Genomic DNA, 15,114 nt, shown 5'->3' with positions numbered 1-15,114 from the left:
GGGTATCCTGAGTTTCGTTACCTACAGGGAGAGCGTGTTATGAAAACATTCAATGCATGGGTGCTCAGTTGTACATTGATGGGCCTGACGGGTGCCGCATTAGCCTCGGATAAGAGCGCCGACCTCGCCGTGTGCAAGGCGGGGGTTGAGGCGGCGCTGGGTGCGGAAGGTCGCACCAAGCTGGTGGGCATCAAACGTCGCCGCGGTCCGGATCAGCTACGCCTTGTTGTCATTCCTGGTCAGGGTGAACGGTTTATCGTGCACTGCCTGGTGGATGAGCGCGGGCCCCGGTTTCTGGATCGCGATGGCGTTGCACTGCAATTGGGTGAGTTCCACGGAAAAAATCCGGTCAGTATGCAGCCTTAGTATGCGTACTCCCCGCTGACCTCGCGGAGCGGGCAGGCTACACTGTGAAAAAAACAGTGGGGGAGTCGCGTATGCAGCAGATCGATTTAACGGGCAAAGTGGCCCTGGTAACGGGGGGTAGCCGAGGTCTTGGCCGCGCCATGTCTATCGGCCTCGCCGCTGCGGGCGCCGCTGTGGTTGTGGCGAGCCGCAAGTTGGATGCCTGCGAATCCGTGGTCGCCGAGATAGAAGCGGCGGGGGGGAGTGCCCTCCCCATTGCCGCTCACACCGGCCGTACAGAGGAGCTGGATGCGTTAATCGAGGGTACCCTCGGGCACTACGGACGGGTGGATATACTCATCAATAACGCCGGCATCAGCCCAGCCTGGGGTGGTCTGGACAAGCTTAGCCCCGAGCTTTTTCAGAAGATGTTCGACGTCAACACGATGGGGCCATGGTACCTGGCTTCGCGGTTGGCGCCGCACATGGCCGAACAGGGTGGAGGCGTGGTCGTTAATGTCATTTCCGTGGCAGCGCTAAAACCGCCGGCCAATATGGGGTTCTACGCAGCGACCAAGGCAGCTCTGCAAGCCATGACAAAAGTGATGGCGGCGGAGTGGGCGCCCTTGAAGATTCGTGTCAACAACCTGGCTCCGGGAAACTATCACTCGGACCTGTTCGACAGCGCCGCGCAGAATCCTGCGTACTTGCAGGGGGCTATAGACGCGTGCCTGCAAAAACGGGTTGCCGAGACAGAGGAAATCCTCGGGCCTCTGCTCTATCTCGTGAGTGACATGTCAGCCTTCACAACAGGTGCTACGCTGGTGTCCGATGGCGGCTTCCTGGTCCAGTAGCGACTTCCCGCAGGATATCTTCCAGTTCACCTTGCCAGCCCAGCGCATTGGCCGTTGCCTCGAAATCGGCACCTGGCCGGGCGCGCAGGCGCAAGGTTGACCCGTGTTCCGGGTGCTGTAACTCCAGCGCCGTGCAGGCCAATAGCAACCTGTGGCAGTTGAAGTGTGTCTGGAAAAACCGGTTGTGTATTCCCTTGCCGTGGTTGGCGTCGCCGATAATCGGGTGGCTGATATGTTTCATATGCCTTCGCAACTGGTGCCTGCGCCCGGTAACCGGCTGTAGTTGTACCAGGCTATAGCGAGAGGAGGGATAGCGATCCACGGTAATGGGCAGCTCGGCTGTGCCCAGGCGGTAAAACCGCGTGGTTGCCGCTTGCGTGCGTGTGGGGAACGTGTCGGAGCCGGGTTCTGCCGGCCGTTCCGTCAGCGGGTGTTCAATCACTCCCTCTGGCGCGCACCAACCGCGCACAATGGCAATATAGGTTTTGTGCACACGACGCTGGGCAAACTGCTCCGCGACTGCGCGCGCGGCGGCGGGTGTCTGCGCAAACAGCAACACGCCCGACGTGGGCTTGTCGAGGCGGTGTACGGGGTAAACCCTGTGTCCCAGCTGATCGCGCAGCAGCTGCAGGGCGAAGCGGGTTTCGTGTCGATCAATGGGACTGCGGTGTACCAGCAGCCCGGAAGGCTTGTTCACTGCGACGAGGTGCTCGTCGCAGTGAAGTAGTTCCAGCACGCTCGGGGCGCCAGACGCAGTGTATCAGCTTTTGATAGCGCAGCTCTCTCGTGAGTTTCCAGCATCAAAGTAGGCTTGAAACACCTTCGGCGTGCGACCGCGGCCCGTCCATTCATGTTTCTTGCCGTCAATGACGAGGCGGTACTTCGCAGGCACTGCGCCGATTTTGCGGCTTTTTCCAGTTGCTTTGCGTTTGCGTGCTGTGGACGCGTTCTTTTTCAAGTCTTCAGGCTTGAGGCCGCTTTCCGCCAACAAGTCATTAACTTTGCGGATTGTGGCAACGCGATCTTTTTCCTGTTTCTTTTTCGTCTTTTCCTTTTCCGCCTTGAGTGCTTCATTCAAGGAGGCGATAAGTTTTTCCAGCTCTTCCTGGCTGAGCCGACGCGCTTCCGCCTTGGCTTTCACTTTTGATTTTGCAAATACCGCCAATGCCGATGGTTTGACTTTCATTTGAAGTCTCCTGATTAATAATGCGGTAATTATATTCGAATCACATTAATTAACGCAAAGACCCTGTGCATTCAAATTATCGCCTTTCTGCCTGAGATTTTTTATCCGGAAATACTGGCCCTGGAGTCTTCCTGGTTTTATCTATCGAATCATTCCGGCGTGAAATACGCACCCGTTAGCTACTCCACGGGCACCTCGCTGCGCGAGGCCGTTATTACCAGTAGCCAGATGATGCCGTTTTGTCTTATGGCATTGATGTCATTATCGGGGTAGCTCACGATCTCAATGGGCCAGTCACAGAATTCCTTGTGCGACGGTTCGTAACGTTCCAGCGGCGTATGATTCTCTCGCCAGCGCTCGATATTGACGTCCCGCCAGTAAGCAGTTGTAAACATGTCGCGTATTTTTGCAACGTCACCCATTATGAATATTTCATTGCCGTGTAAATGAATTGGCGCATCGAAATAAATGCGACCTCCAGGTTTGGTTACCCGCGCAATTTCGCGCAGGCAATCTTCATACTTTGCAGGTTCACGCTGTGCTCCCGCACGCTGCCCCCAGTGCTCTATGGATTGCACCCCAAACACACGATCAAAAGTCTGGCTTTCGAATGGCAGTGCATCGGCGAGGCCGTGACCTCCTGTTCCGAGTCGAGCTGGCCGTGAGGTGGGTTGTTTCGGGTCTATTCCAGTCCAGCGGCCACCGCTGCGGTTTATCAGGTTGCGGGCCAGTTTGAATCGCCCGAATCCAATTTCCAGTGCCTCCTCGCCGGCACAGTCATGAAAATGCGCCTCAAGGCTTGAGACAACGCATTTGCGCAGTGGCGTGCCGAAGCCAATGCTGCAACGTTGTTTGTGCGAGTCAAAGCTCCTGCAAGTGGCGCAGGATACGCTGCGCTCGTCACCACTTGACTGCTGCCAGTACTGGCCCTGCCATTTGTGGGCACAGCGGGTTGGCGATATTGTCGCGCTGTGCAGGCGTTTGCGTAGGGATTCGCGTTTGGAATGCATTCTGTTTGCTCCTGAATCACGTCGTTTTTCAGAAAGGAGCATACCGGATGCAGCGGTAACCTGTCCTCTGCCGCAGGAGGGATGTGAACACGCGTGCAGAGCGCCGCGAGAATCTCGTTAGGGCTGGAATTCCGCTGGAGGTACCCGCACGGACCAATTAGTGTTGGTTACTGGCAGGCGTAGAGATGGTTGTCTGAACCGAGAGCGGTTCCAGGGTGTGGCGGGTGCCTGAAAAACAGTCGAAGATCCGCGCCAGCGAATAACTAACGCTTGTTTTTTTCATCACGGCGAGCCCTTTTGGTCAGGGGTATACCATCGGCATCAACGGTACTTTTCGGCTTCTCGCCCTTGGCCGTCTTGGAAGCGCGGCTGCGAATAATCAGGCTCAACGTTTCCTGATCGCGCAATTTGATTGCGTTCTTCTCCAGAGTATCGAGCTCTTCGAAGCTGTATACGTCGTTTTTGAGCTTCTCTAATCTATTCATATTGCGCTCTTATGGGGGAATGGGCGAAGTCGGTGGCTGCTTGCTCTAAAAGTCGCCACCTGCTCTGACAGTTATACGCCGGATCAGGCCTGAGCCGGCGTACTGATCAAGCCGCCGCTGACTCTTCCTTCGCCTCGCTTGCAGGCGCTTCGGTGGCTCCAGCTTCGGCATCGGCGATTTTCGCTTCCAGTTCGGCCACTTTGCGCTTCAATTCCGCGTTCTCTTTCTTCGTCTCGCCGAGCGTCTTCTGCAAGGTATCAGCCGCAGCGGTTTTCTCTACCAGCTTCTTCTTGCTGGCGTCGAGATTCTTCTTCATGCGTACAGGGTCGAACTGGGTCAGCGCCTTGTTCTCTTCGCGCACCGCCGCCAGATCCTTCTGCAGGATCTTGATCCGTTGCTTCAGTTCGGCGATTTCCGCTACCAGTCGTTCGCTGCGATTGTGCAGTTCACGGGCGCGTTGCTCGGCCTTCTGGCTGTCAGTGGCCTTGCCGGTCAGCTCGGTGATGGTTTCCAGCTGCTTGTCGACGGCGGCCTGGAGTTCTGACTCCCGGGCGCTGAGGCGGTCGATCTCGGCGGCCTTGGTGTCGAGCTGTTGCTGGTACTCGGCGCGGAGGCTGGCTTCGAGTTCCATGATTTTTTCAAGTTTGCTGGCTGTAAGCATAGTGTCCTTAATCTCGTGTAATGGGATGATCTTGGGGCGTGGTTGGGTTATCGGTTCCGTATCCGGCGCATGCCGAAGAGTGCCAACAGGCCGGTCAATAGTGACAGCCCCGCAACCGGCAGTGCCGGTATGGCGGTCGCTGATGTTTCACCGGCTATGCCAGCCCCCACGGGATCGACAATGACGCCATTGCTGCTGCCGTCGGCATCATTCGGTCCACCGTCGGTCACGGAGTAGCTCAATACGCTCCCGCTGACGGTGGCGCCCGCGATCGGCGTCCAGGGGTCGGTCTTCCACGCGGTGGCGTCTGCCGGCAGTGGCTCGCCGAAATCTATCGTGACGTCAATCTTGGCATCGGAGTCGCATCCATTCACGGTGAAAGCGACAACGCCGTAGGGAAAGTCAACCCCCTTGGGCGGATCGATAGCGGCGGTGAACACGGGGTCGGTAGCGAACGTGCAGTTCGCATCGGTGGTGGTAAAGCGGAGCGTGCCCGCGCCGCCGCCCGGCAGCTGGCCGACGAACTCGCGCCGCAGCGGTAGCAGCAGATGCAGCGTGGATTCCTTCTGAATGTTGTAGTCAGACAGTGTGCGACCGTCTTCGAGTTGCTTGCCTGCGAAGAGCAGGCGTTGCTGGTCCGGCGGGATGCCTTCTTTATCCTGAATCTTTTGTTTGACGTTCTCGATCGTATCGCTGGGTTCGACGTCGAGAGTGATGTTCTTGCCGGTGAGTGTTCTGACGAAGATCTGCATCGCATTGGCGTTGACGGCGCCAAGCGCCAGCAGGAGTGCCAGTAAAAAATGCGCTGAGGTTACGGCCTTGGCTTTGTGCAATGAGGGGCTCCGGGGCGGTTTGGGGCAGGCAAAAAAAAAGGGCCACATTGCTGCAACCCCTTTCTTTTCTCAGAATATGGCTCCGCCTGCTGGGCTCGAACCAGCGACCCATTGATTAACAGTCAATTGCTCTACCAACTGAGCTAAGGCGGAATGGTGTCAACCGAGGCCGCGTATAATAATGATGCGCCACAGGCAGGTCAACAGCTTGTCGGGGATTTTTCGCAATGCGTTTGGCGCATATCCCACGCAGTCGCCACCCGGCTGCAATTCTGCCCCTAGTGGACCATAATGGTCGGTTTCCAACTCTCCGGGCCGACTGCTTATGTCCAAACCGTTCAAGGTGCATTCCAGCTACTCGCCTGCGGGTGACCAGCCTGCGGCCATCCGGGGGCTGGTGGAGGGGGTGAATGCGGGGCTGGCTTCGCAGACGCTGCTCGGTGTAACCGGCTCCGGCAAAACCTTCACCATGGCCCATGTGGTGGAGCAGTTACAGCGCCCGACGATCGTCATGGCACACAACAAGACGCTCGCGGCGCAGCTTTACGGGGAGTTCAAGGAATTCTTTCCGGACAACGCCGTGGAATATTTCGTTTCCTATTACGATTATTACCAGCCCGAGGCGTATGTGCCTTCCTCGGATACCTTTATCGAAAAAGATGCCTCGGTAAACGAGCATATCGAACAGATGCGCCTGTCAGCCACCAAAGCACTGATGGAACGCCCGGATTGCCTGGTGGTGGCGACGGTGTCGGCGATTTACGGTCTGGGTGACCCGAAATCCTACTTCAAGATGGTTTTGCACCTCTCGCGCGGCGAGATGATCAACCAGCGCGAGGTGCTGCGTCACCTTGCCGAGTTGCAGTACACGCGCAATGACGTCGATTTTCATCGCGGCTGCTATCGCGTGCGCGGTGATGTTATCGACATCTACCCGGCGGACTCCGAACGTGAAGCGGTGCGCGTGGAGCTGTTCGATGAGGAGATCGACAATCTCTATTTCTTTGATCCGTTAACCGGGGTGGTCGAACGCAAAGTACCCCGGGTCACCATTTTTCCCAAGAGCCACTACGTGACATCGCGCGATGTCATGCTCGATGCCGTGACACATATCGAAGCCGAGCTGGAGCAGCGGGTAAAACAACTTAAGGACAATGAAAAGCTGGTTGAGGCACAGCGCCTGCAGCAACGCACGCGCTACGATGTCGAAATGATTCGCGAGCTGGGTTACTGCAACGGTGTGGAAAACTACTCGCGCTACCTGTCGGGGCGCGGCCCGGGTGAGCCGCCGCCAACCTTGTTTGAATATCTGCCGGAAAATGCGCTGGTCATCATCGACGAATCCCACGCTACCATCCCGCAAATCGGCGGTATGTACCGCGGCGACCGGTCGCGGAAAGAAACCCTGGTCGAGTACGGGTTCCGCTTGCCCTCCGCGCTGGACAACCGCCCCCTGCGCTTTGAGGAATGGGAGCGGCTGGTGCCGCAGGCTGTGTTTGTCTCTGCCACGCCGGGTCCCTATGAACTGGAACATGCGGGGCGCACCGTGGAGCAGGTGGTACGTCCCACCGGCCTGATAGACCCGGAGCTGGAGGTACGCCCGGCGAGCACCCAGGTCGACGATTTGCTGCAGGAGATTCACACCACGGTAGCGGCGGGGGACCGGGTGCTGGTAACCACACTCACCAAACGCATGGCAGAGGATCTGACCGAGTATCTTTCCGAACACGGCGTCAAGGTGCGCTACCTGCACTCCGACATCGATACGGTGGAGCGCGTGGAAATCATCCGCGATTTGCGTCTGGGTGAGTTCGATGTATTGGTGGGTATCAACCTGCTGCGCGAGGGTCTGGATATGCCGGAGGTCTCACTGGTGGCCATACTCGACGCAGACAAGGAGGGCTTCCTGCGCTCCGAGCGTTCCCTGATCCAGACCATCGGGCGTGCCGCGCGCAATCTGAAGGGCCGTGCCGTGCTCTATGCCGACAAGGTCACGGGATCGATGGAGCGGGCGATGGCGGAAACCGCACGGCGCCGCGAGAAACAGCTGGCCCACAATGCAGAACACGGCATCACGCCGGTGGGTGTAACCAAGTCAGTCAAGGACATTATGGAGGGCGCTCGCCGCATGCCGACCCGCGGCCGTGCCAAGGGCAACAAAGTGGCCGAGCAGGCCCTGGCCTTCAGCGCCGATATTGCGCGCTTGAGCCCGGCGGCTCTCGCACGCAAGCTGCAGCAGATGGAGGTGCAGATGCAGGAGCACGCGCGCAACCTCGAGTTCGAGCAGGCCGCAGCGTTGCGCGACCAGTTGGCCGAGGCGCGCCAGCTGGCCTTTATCAGCTGACGGCGCTGCGATCCCTGGGCAGCAGCAGTGTGAATACAGCTCCGTTGCCCTCGTCCCGCGTTGCGGCATGGGCGCTGCCGTGATGGTATTCAGCCACCAGGCGAACCACATAAAGTCCCAGCCCCAGGTGCACGGTGTCGGCCTTGCGCGGTTCGCGCAGTGACACCATGGCCTCAAACAGTCGGCCGCGCATGTCTGCAGGCAGCGCGGGACCGGGGTTGCTGACACTGATTGCCCAATAACCGTCGTGTGGCAGCAGCCGTAAGGTGATCGCACTGCCAGCCGGCGCAAAAGAGGCGGCGTTGTCCACCAGCTTGTCCAGCGCCTGTACCAGCAGATCGGCTGCGCCGTGCACCCAGGCGTCGTCTTCGGGCGCTTGCAGAATGAACGCATGCTGCGGGTACGCGCCGCGGTATGCGGCACAGAGTGATTCGAGCAGGGGAACGAGGTCCAGCCGGGTGAGCTCGCGCTGGCGGATGCTCTCTTCCAGCCGCGTTGCTTCGGTCATCGCGTCAAGAATACCGCTGAGTCGGGACAGTCCCTGGTGTGCCCGCTGGACGTAGGTAGCGCGGGCGTCCGCCTGATCCGCTGTGCCCAGGTTGTCCAGTGATGACTGGATGACCGCGATCGGTGTGCGCAGTTCGTGTGACAGCTTGCGGCTCAGCGTGCGCAGGTACTCATTGTATTCATGCAGTTCTGCCAGCAGATGAGCGTAACTTCGTGACAGGTCGCCTATTTCGTCACGCGCGCGGCTGCGGGGGAAGTGCGCAAGCTCCATGCCCTGGCTCCCCAGTACGCTGCGGGCGGCCCGGCTCAGGCGGCGGATACGCCAGGAGAGCATGCTGGCGAACAGGAGCAAGCCCAGCGCGGCTACCGCCAAAGCCAGCGCGCTGTAGCCAAGCAAACGGCTGAAAGCGCGGTCTGTGAGAGACAGGTATTGATCGCTACTCTGCTCTACGATGACTGCACCTATCACCTGGTCTCCACTGCGTATGGGTGCGGCGCCTGCCAGCAGGCGTCGCCCCGGACTGTCGGTGCCGTACCAGTGCTGGGTGGCGCGGCCCTCGAGGGCTGCGGCGACCTCCGGTGCTCGCAGATAACCTGTACTCGCCGGTGCTTCTCTGGGTTCCAGTGCTTCCTCGGCGAGCGCGCGTCGATACAACGCCTGCACCAGCCAGAAGGTGTCATCGCTGCCGCCCACGCCAGGCGCTTTCGGTTCGCGGGCTTCCGCCAGCAGGCGGGCGTGGCGGTCTGTCACGCGCAGGTGCTGGCCGGCCTGTGCAAACCGCGCCAGGTCTGCCTGCAGCGCCCCCGGTGGATAGATCAGCCAGGGCGGCGCCACCGGCTGCAGAGGGCCGGTATTGCCCGCCGTGCGCCAGCCACTGCTGCGGTGCCCGTCGACATCCACGGCGTACACCCCGAGGCGCTGGCCGGTTATCGCCAGCGGCAGCGCAAGCTCAACGGCGTAGCCTGCGCGGGTATCCTGCCAGAAGCCGCGGATCTGTCCGGCGTCGACTGCGGGGTGGCGCGGGCTAGCGTATTGGGCGCGCACACTGCCGGGAGCAGGCGTCGCAATCACATAGTCCTGGCGTTTGCCGTCCAGCCAGGTGCGCAGGATGAGCCGATCCCCGTTTGGTTCGGGGCTCAACCCCGGGTCATGGTAGGTGACCGAACGATCCGTTATCTGCAGCATCAGGTAGAGCGTGTCGGCGTACACACCGGCGCGGTAGCCCAGGCTCGGGATGCGCGTTTCCAGGCCGCTGTAGGTCTGCTGCACAGGTTCGCTCCAGCCGTCTTCATAGCCGTCCAGTAACGGCGGGCTTTCCAGCAGCGGCGCATACAGCGAGCCGCTGGCGTCGTCGGGGCTGCGCAGGCGATCGCGATTGGGGTAGAGCGCATCGGGGCGTTCGGCAAGGCTGGCGGCGACGGCGGCCGCGGTGGCGGCGACTGCCTGCGCCTGGCCCTGGCGCAGTGCCGTTTCCATTTCGCGCAGGAATTGGCACCCGGCCCAGGGCAGTGTCAGCAGCAGCAGGCTGACCAGAATAAGCTGGCGGCGCAGGCTCACGCGCTAGTGACCCAGCCAGCGATAGCCCATGCCATAGGCCGTTTCAATGCAGTCGAACGCGGGGTCCAGGGCGGTAAACTTGCGCCGGATGCGTTTGATGTGAGAGGTGATGGTGTTGTCGTCCAGTACGACGTTGGCGCTGTCCATCAGCTGCTGGCGGTTTTTCACGTGGCCGCGGTGTCTTGCCAGCGTGTGTACCATCCAGAATTCCGTGACGGTGAGCGGCACCGGCACGCCTTGCCATTGCGCCGTCATGCGCTCCAGATTCAGGCTCAAAAAGCCCTGCTCCAGGACATGCTCCCGTAGCTCGGGTGTCCGCAGGGCCTGTACGCGGCGAAACAGGGCCACAATGCGCGCCAGCAGATGCGCCTGGCTGATGTTCTTGGTCAGGTAGTCGTCGGCCCCCAGGCGCAGCCCGGAAATCACATCGAGTTCACTGTCGCGGGCGGTGAGGAAGACGATAGGTACCACCGGGCACAGGCTGCGCAACTCGCGGCAGAGTTCAAAACCGCCTTCGATGTCGTCACCCAGGCCGACATCAATGATGGCGAGGTCCGGTAGTTGGCGACGAAACTCCGCGCTGGCGGTCGGGCGATCGCCAAACAGCGACACCCGGAAACCCTGCCGCTGTAGTGCATCGCGATAGTTGGCCGCCAGGGCAGCTTCGTCTTCGACAATAGCGATGTGGTGTCGCATACGGGTTTACCCGGCGGGAAAGGCTGCCATGGTTCCAGAATCAGGGCGGTTGCTCAAGCGTTGCCACAATTGGTCACATTTGCACATCAGTCCGCCACAGGTCTGCCACGGGATGGACAGCTCCCGGCGCTTCAATAGAGGTGTCCAAACTCAGGGAGAGATGTTGATGATGACCATACAGCCAGTGCACCAATTTTTGGCGGCGCGCGCGCTGCTGCGGCTTTGCTTTGTGCTTTTGCCCCGGTTGGTGGCGTTGTTTCTTTGTGGCTTGCTACTCAATGCGAGCATTGCACGTGCGGAGGTGGGTATCGAGCCCGGGTCCGGTCAGCTTCTGCTACAGCGTCCCGGGTTACCTCCCGAGCCGGCCCTGCTGCAGCACAGTCGCTTTGCTGTGCAAATAGCGGGCATGGTCGCCGTGGTGCGGTTGCAGCAGACCTTCGAGAATACCAGTGGGGACTGGGTGGAGGGCGTCTACGCGTTTCCTCTGCCGGGGGACGCTGCGGTGCGGCACATGGAAATGCACGCCGGAGGGCGGCGCATTGTGGGCAAGGTGCGCGAACGGCAGGAGGCGCAGGCCATTTACCAGCAGGCGGCCAGCAGTGGGCGCAAGGCCTCTCTGGTGTCGCAGCAGCGCCCCAACCTGTTCCAGAACCGCATTGCCAATGTGGCGCCCGGGGAAACGGTCAGCGTTGAGCTCGAGTTTGTGCAGCCGGTCGAGTTCGCCCGGGGCCGCTTCAGCCTGCGCCTGCCCATGACGTTGACCCCTCGCTATATTCCCGGTATTTCACTGCCGCGCGCAGAAAATGGCGCAGCGCAGGCGGGTTATCTGGCTTGGCATGCGGCGACGGACCAGGTGCCCGATGCCCCTATGATAGCCGCGTGGCAACACCCGCAGGCGGGCTCCGATGCCCTGCCGCTGAACCCCGTGGAAATTGCCGTTGAACTGGACGCGGGTTTGCCCCTGGCACAGGTGGATACGCCCAGCCATGCCATGCGCCTGTCCCGGGAAGGCAGTCGCTATGCCTTGCAACTGGCCCGCGGGCCGGCGGAAATGGATCGCGACTTCGTGCTGCGCTGGACGCCGGCCACCGGCAGTGAGCCCCGCGCGGCGTTGTTTACCGAAGCGGTTGACGATGAGCATTACGGGATGTTGATGGTTGTACCACCCGCCCTGACCCAGGCGGCTACGGCGATACCTCGCGAACTGGTGTTTGTGATTGACACGTCCGGTTCGATGGGCGGTGTGCCATTGCAGCAGGCGCGCCACAGCCTTGCCGCGGCGCTCGATAGCCTGCGCCCTGCAGACCATTTCAATATCATCGCTTTCGACCACGAGTACCGGTCACTGTTTGCGAACTCGCGTCAGGCGCTACCCGATGCATTGCAACAGGCGCGACGCTTCGTCAGCAAACTGGAGGCCGGTGGCGGAACGGAAATGCTGCCGCCGCTGCAGCATGCGCTACAGCAGGGTCTTGCCGCCACGCACGAGCGGTTGCGCCAGGTCGTTTTCCTGACCGATGGCGCCGTGGGCAACGAGCAGGCCATCATCGATATGATTGCAGCGCGGGTCGGGGCCTCCCGCCTCTTTACGGTGGGTATTGGCTCCGCCCCCAACAGCTGGTTCCTGCGCGAGGCCGCCGCACTCGGGCGCGGTCGGCATCTTCACGTGGGTGAGTCGAGTGAGGTCAGCACGCAGATGGATGCACTGGTTGACTACCTTGCAGCCCCCTTGTTGACCGATATACGTGTGGACTGGCCACAGGCGGTGGCGGAGGCCGGTGGCCCCGTGCCTGACTTGTACGCAGGCGCACCCCTGATACGCTCAGTGCACTTCAATACCCCGCCGCAGGCAGGCCTTATTCGGGTGTCGGGCAGGCTCAACGGCCAGCCATGGCGGCAGGAGCTTGAGCTCGGCGGCAGTGCCCAGCAGCCGGCGCGCGGAGTTGGCAGCCTCTGGGCGCGCGCGCGTATCCAGGCGCTGCTTGATGAACGCTATACAGGGGCGCGGGAAGCGGTGATTCGAGCCAATGTGCTGGCAGTTGCGCTGCAGCACCAGTTACTGAGTCCCTATACGAGTTTCGTCGCCGTCGAGGAGCAGGTTTCGCGGCCGACGGACGTGCCCCTGAAGCCTGATGCGGTGCGCAATACCCGACCCAGCGGCCAGTCCTCGCAGGGTTTCGCCTACCCGCAAACCGCCACTACCGCAAGTTCCAAGCTCTTCTTCGCCTGCCTGTTGCTCTTTGTCGCGCTGCTGTTCTGGGTGATGCGCGGCCCCGAGCTGGACCACGTGCCCGATGATGCCGGCCGTTAATGCCCTGCGCCGTCCGGCGCTCGTACTGCTCCTGCTGCTGGCCGGCTGGCAGCTCTGGGGTGCGGCGTGGATACACACCAAAGCCGCGCTGGCACAGTATCTCTTGGTACGTGCCTGGGATTCCGCCCAGCGGGAAGGCGAGGCGCAAAAACCCTGGCCCTGGGCGGATACATGGCCGGTGGCGCGCTTGCAGCTGCCCGCGCTGGCAGCGGACTATCGCGTGCTGGCAGGTACATCGGGGCAGGCACTGGCTTTCGGGCCGGGTCTGCATGAGGTGTTTGACGGTGCTGCGGGGCGTTGGTCCGTGATCGCGGGGCATCGCGATACCCACTTCCAGTTCCTGCAGTCGGTGCAGCCTGGCATGGCGCTCTGGCTGGAAGATATGGCGGGGTCGGTTCGCACGTTTCAGGTCGCTTCGGTGCGCGTGGTAGATAGCCGCGTAGAAACGCTGCAGCCGCCCTCAGCGGGGCCTGCCGGGCTGCTTCTGGTGACGTGTTACCCATTCGATGACTGGCGGCCCAACGGGCCGTTGCGGTACGTGGTTGAGGCCATACCTAGTCCAGCAGTGCACCCACTTGCTCGGGGTTCAATGGACGGCTGAAATAGTAGCCTTGGCCCTGTACACCGTGTTGATGGCGAATGAAGTCAGCCTGTTCCGCGCTTTCTATCCCTTTGGCAACTACGCTCATGCCCAGTGCGCGTCCCATGGCCATGACCGTATTGGCGATAATTGTCTGCTCCTCGTCTGCCGGTACACCGTGCATAAAGGCGGCATCAATCTTGAGCGTGGTGACCGGCAGTGCGCGCAGGTACTCCAGAGCAGCGTAGCCTGAGCCGAAGTCATCCACTGCGATGTCGATACCCAGGCGGATCAGGGCCTGCAGGCAGTCCCTTGCGGCGGGGCGCTCGCTCAACAGGGCCAGTTCCTTGACTTCGACCTGCAGGTGGTGTGGCGGGATCGCGTAGTTACGCAGAACGGCTTCCATGGCTTCTGGCAGTGTGTCGTCGGTGAGCGAGTGAATGCTCAGGTTGACGCTGACGCGGCCGGGATCATGCTCTTCCTGCAGCCAGCTGCGCAGTTGCTTGCAGGCCGCCTCCAGTGACCAGCGATCAAGGCGCCGCGCCAGCCCCGCCTGCTCCGCCAGCGTAATGAAGCGCCTGGGTCCGAGGGTGTCACCCTCTGGGCGCGTCCAGCGGGCCAGCGCTTCCACACCCACCGGCAGGCCAGTGTTGCAATCGTATTGCGGTTGGTAGAGCTGGGTCAGGCTGTTTTCGTCCAGGGCTGTGCGCAGGGCTTCCACCAGGGCGAGGTGCTCCACAGCGGCACGGGTCATGTCCGCCGTATAGAAGCGCCAGTCGTTGCGGCCCTGTTGCTTGGCGCGGTACATGGCCGTATCTGCATAGCTAAGCAGGTGCGACGCGTTTTCTGCATCGTCCGGGAAAATACTGATGCCGATACTGCAGCTGATAACGACCTCGGTGCCCGCCAGATCGAATGGAGCACACAGGTCATCCATCAGTTTACGCGCTACGCCGGAGGCGCTGTCGATGCTTTCCAGATCGTCCAGTACCACCACAAACTCATCGCCCCCGACCCGTGCCAGAGTGTCACTCTCGCGCAGTGTGCCCTGCAAGCGCTCCGATGCCAGCTTCAGGAGCCGGTCGCCTGCAGCGTGCCCCAGGGTGTCGTTAACATCCTTGAAACGGTCCAGGTCGATGAACATCACGCCCATGCGCTGGTTGTTGCGTCGGGCGGAACGCACGCTTTGCTCCAGCAGTTTGTCAAGCAGTGCGCGATTCGCGAGCCCGGTCAGCGCATCGTAGTGCGCCATGGATTCCAACTGCTGCCGGGCCTCGTGCAGCTCGGTGAAATTGCGTACCACGCATACCGCCTGTTGGTGGTCATGCAGGGCAGTGATGCGCGCCTCGAACCACGCCTTGGCACCGCGTACGGTCAGCTGGTACTCAAAGGAGATAACTTCATTCGAGTGCCCGGCCTCCGCCAGTGCCTGCACGAACTGCGCGGCTAGCTCCTCTGGCAGCACCTCGGCGACATGACGACCGAGAAACGCTTCTGGCGGCACGAACAGCTGGTCCAGTTGGCGGCCGCGGAAATCATCAATGACGCCGTCCAGCGTCAACAGGAAGTACAAATCTGGCATCGCTTCAAACAGGGCGTTGAGAAAATCGACCTGCAGATACTGGGCTGGAATGCGTGGAAGTGTCACTGCAACGGGCTGCCTGGCGTTCTGGGGTTTCCGGGTGTGCGCATGTCGTCGCTCTCGAAAGGGGTGAGCTGTGCACCACACTATAGCCCAGCTGGG

14 protein-coding genes and 1 tRNA gene are annotated in these 15,114 nt (G+C 61.0%); 5 read left to right on the top strand and 10 right to left on the bottom strand.

The features are described from left to right. Nucleotides 1-39: 39 nt before the first annotated feature. Both EGJ68_RS14220 and EGJ68_RS14215 read left to right on the top strand, forming a co-directional pair. Nucleotides 40-366, top strand: coding sequence for a hypothetical protein (locus EGJ68_RS14220; RefSeq protein WP_123035212.1), 327 nt, complete (start codon nucleotides 40-42; stop codon nucleotides 364-366). Nucleotides 367-437: 71 nt separating this feature from the next. Continuing rightward, nucleotides 438-1,199, top strand: a complete 762-nt coding sequence (locus EGJ68_RS14215; RefSeq protein ID WP_123035211.1) for an SDR family NAD(P)-dependent oxidoreductase — start codon at nucleotides 438-440, stop codon at nucleotides 1,197-1,199. Here the strand turns inward: EGJ68_RS14215 and EGJ68_RS14210 are convergent. The 7 genes from EGJ68_RS14210 to EGJ68_RS14180 all read right to left on the bottom strand — a co-directional run bounded on the left by EGJ68_RS14210 (nucleotide 1,162) and on the right by EGJ68_RS14180 (nucleotide 5,527). Then, entirely contained in the window at nucleotides 1,162-1,935 is a 774-nt protein-coding gene (locus EGJ68_RS14210) for a pseudouridine synthase (RefSeq protein ID WP_199228056.1), read from the bottom strand. The two genes, EGJ68_RS14215 and EGJ68_RS14210, sit on opposite strands and share 38 nt — an antisense overlap. 24 nt (nucleotides 1,936-1,959) lie before the next feature. After that, nucleotides 1,960-2,385, bottom strand: a complete 426-nt coding sequence (locus tag EGJ68_RS14205) for an H-NS histone family protein (protein ID WP_123035210.1) — start codon at nucleotides 2,383-2,385, stop codon at nucleotides 1,960-1,962. 179 nt (nucleotides 2,386-2,564) lie between these two features. Then, a complete protein-coding gene (locus EGJ68_RS14200; RefSeq protein WP_123035209.1) occupies nucleotides 2,565-3,437 on the bottom strand; it encodes a methyltransferase domain-containing protein in 873 nt (290 codons plus the stop codon). A 221-nt stretch (nucleotides 3,438-3,658) separates the two neighbouring features. After that, a complete protein-coding gene (locus tag EGJ68_RS14195) occupies nucleotides 3,659-3,880 on the bottom strand; it encodes a hypothetical protein (protein WP_123035208.1) in 222 nt (73 codons plus the stop codon). 106 nt (nucleotides 3,881-3,986) lie between these two features. Next, nucleotides 3,987-4,541, bottom strand: a complete 555-nt coding sequence (locus EGJ68_RS14190) for a hypothetical protein (protein WP_123035207.1) — start codon at nucleotides 4,539-4,541, stop codon at nucleotides 3,987-3,989. 47 nt (nucleotides 4,542-4,588) lie between these two features. After that, nucleotides 4,589-5,374, bottom strand: a complete 786-nt coding sequence (locus EGJ68_RS18260; protein ID WP_199228055.1) for a ubiquitin family protein — start codon at nucleotides 5,372-5,374, stop codon at nucleotides 4,589-4,591. Nucleotides 5,375-5,451: 77 nt separating this feature from the next. Beyond that, a tRNA-Asn gene (locus tag EGJ68_RS14180) sits at nucleotides 5,452-5,527 on the bottom strand. Between the two features lie 172 nt (nucleotides 5,528-5,699). Between EGJ68_RS14180 and uvrB the strand changes: the two genes are divergently transcribed. Then, a complete protein-coding gene (uvrB, locus tag EGJ68_RS14175; RefSeq protein ID WP_123035206.1) occupies nucleotides 5,700-7,718 on the top strand; it encodes an excinuclease ABC subunit UvrB in 2,019 nt (672 codons plus the stop codon). Here uvrB and EGJ68_RS14170 read toward each other — a convergent pair. Together EGJ68_RS14170 and pdsR are read right to left on the bottom strand one after the other, a co-directional pair. Then, nucleotides 7,711-9,783: an ATP-binding protein gene (locus EGJ68_RS14170; RefSeq protein ID WP_123035205.1), complete on the bottom strand. Its 2,073-nt coding sequence runs from the start codon at nucleotides 9,781-9,783 to the stop codon at nucleotides 7,711-7,713. The genes uvrB and EGJ68_RS14170 overlap by 8 nt on opposite strands. A gap of 3 nt (nucleotides 9,784-9,786) precedes the next feature. Beyond that, nucleotides 9,787-10,479: a proteobacterial dedicated sortase system response regulator gene (gene pdsR / locus EGJ68_RS14165; protein WP_123035347.1), complete on the bottom strand. Its 693-nt coding sequence runs from the start codon at nucleotides 10,477-10,479 to the stop codon at nucleotides 9,787-9,789. A gap of 166 nt (nucleotides 10,480-10,645) precedes the next feature. Between pdsR and EGJ68_RS14160 the strand changes: the two genes are divergently transcribed. Then, entirely contained in the window at nucleotides 10,646-12,790 is a 2,145-nt protein-coding gene (locus tag EGJ68_RS14160) for a marine proteobacterial sortase target protein (protein WP_158283678.1), read from the top strand. After that, complete coding sequence (locus tag EGJ68_RS14155) at nucleotides 12,774-13,391, top strand: class GN sortase (protein WP_233248835.1); 618 nt, start codon at nucleotides 12,774-12,776, stop codon at nucleotides 13,389-13,391. The genes EGJ68_RS14160 and EGJ68_RS14155 overlap by 17 nt, the downstream gene beginning before the upstream one ends. Here EGJ68_RS14155 and EGJ68_RS14150 read toward each other — a convergent pair. Beyond that, complete coding sequence (locus EGJ68_RS14150; RefSeq protein WP_158283677.1) at nucleotides 13,345-15,018, bottom strand: putative bifunctional diguanylate cyclase/phosphodiesterase; 1,674 nt, start codon at nucleotides 15,016-15,018, stop codon at nucleotides 13,345-13,347. The genes EGJ68_RS14155 and EGJ68_RS14150 overlap by 47 nt on opposite strands. Nucleotides 15,019-15,114: the final 96 nt, after the last annotated feature.

It is taken from the genome of Haliea alexandrii, assembly GCF_003719295.1.
Taxonomy (GTDB): Bacteria; Pseudomonadota; Gammaproteobacteria; order Pseudomonadales; family Halieaceae; genus Haliea; species Haliea alexandrii.
Note: the sequence above shows the minus strand (reverse complement) of the source record. Positions and strands in the feature narration are given on the sequence as shown.